Here is a 1599-nt window from a genome sequence, read left to right as displayed (position 1 = left end):
GTTCAAACATAACATTTTACAATGGAGAGTTTGATCCTGGCTCAGGATGAACGCTAGCGGCAGGCCTAATACATGCAAGTCGAACGATACTCTCTGGCTTGCTGGAGAGGAAAGTGGCGCACGGGTGCGTAACGCGTATGCAACCTACCTTAATCAGGGGGATAGCCCGAAGAAATTCGGATTAACACCGCATAAAAACACAGGATAGCATTATCCAATGTTCAAATATTTATAGGATTAAGATGGGCATGCGTGTCATTAGCTAGTTGGCGGGGTAACGGCCCACCAAGGCGACGATGACTAGGGGATCTGAGAGGATGACCCCCCACACTGGTACTGAGACACGGACCAGACTCCTACGGGAGGCAGCAGTAAGGAATATTGGTCAATGGAGGCAACTCTGAACCAGCCATGCCGCGTGCAGGAAGACAGCCCTCTGGGTCGTAAACTGCTTTTATTCGGGAATAAACCTACTTACGTGTAAGTAGCTGAATGTACCGAAGGAATAAGGATCGGCTAACTCCGTGCCAGCAGCCGCGGTAATACGGAGGATCCAAGCGTTATCCGGATTTATTGGGTTTAAAGGGTGCGTAGGCGGCTTATTAAGTCAGGGGTGAAAGACGGTGGCTCAACCATCGCAGTGCCCTTGATACTGATGAGCTTGAATACACTAGAGGTAGGCGGAATGTGACAAGTAGCGGTGAAATGCATAGATATGTCACAGAACACCGATTGCGAAGGCAGCTTACTATGGTGTGATTGACGCTGAGGCACGAAAGCGTGGGGATCAAACAGGATTAGATACCCTGGTAGTCCACGCCCTAAACGATGAATACTCGCTGTTAGCGATACACAGTTAGCGGCTAAGCGAAAGCGTTAAGTATTCCACCTGGGGAGTACGGTCGCAAGATTGAAACTCAAAGGAATTGACGGGGGCCCGCACAAGCGGAGGAGCATGTGGTTTAATTCGATGATACGCGAGGAACCTTACCCGGGCTTGAAAGTTAGTGAATCATTTAGAGATAGATGAGTGAGCAATCACACGAAACTAGGTGCTGCATGGCTGTCGTCAGCTCGTGCCGTGAGGTGTTGGGTTAAGTCCCGCAACGAGCGCAACCCCTATGTTTAGTTGCCAGCACGTTAAGGTGGGGACTCTAAACAGACTGCCTGTGCAAACAGAGAGGAAGGAGGGGACGACGTCAAGTCATCATGGCCCTTACGTCCGGGGCTACACACGTGCTACAATGGATGGTACAGAGGGCAGCTAGCTGGTAACAGTATGCGAATCTCACAAAGCCATTCACAGTTCGGATAGAGGTCTGCAACTCGACCTCTTGAAGTTGGATTCGCTAGTAATCGCGTATCAGCAATGACGCGGTGAATACGTTCCCGGGCCTTGTACACACCGCCCGTCAAGCCATGGAAGTTGGGGGTACCTAAAGTATGTAACCGCAAGGAGCGTCCTAGGGTAAAACCGATAACTGGGGCTAAGTCGTAACAAGGTAGCCGTACCGGAAGGTGCGGCTGGAATACCTCCTTTCTGGAGTAGTTCCGACTACTCGCTACGCTGAATGATATAAATGACAATACATCTCAAAA

General features: G+C 50.2%; 1 rRNA gene. It reads left to right on the top strand.

What is annotated here, in order from left to right:
• Positions 1-18 precede the first annotated feature (18 nt).
• A 16S ribosomal RNA gene (locus B9A18_RS24900) occupies positions 19-1540 on the top strand.
• Positions 1541-1599: the final 59 nt, after the last annotated feature.

It is taken from the genome of Pedobacter nyackensis, assembly GCF_900176505.1.
GTDB lineage: Bacteria > Bacteroidota > Bacteroidia > Sphingobacteriales > Sphingobacteriaceae > Pedobacter > Pedobacter nyackensis.
This window is presented reverse-complemented; position numbering and strand designations above follow the sequence as displayed.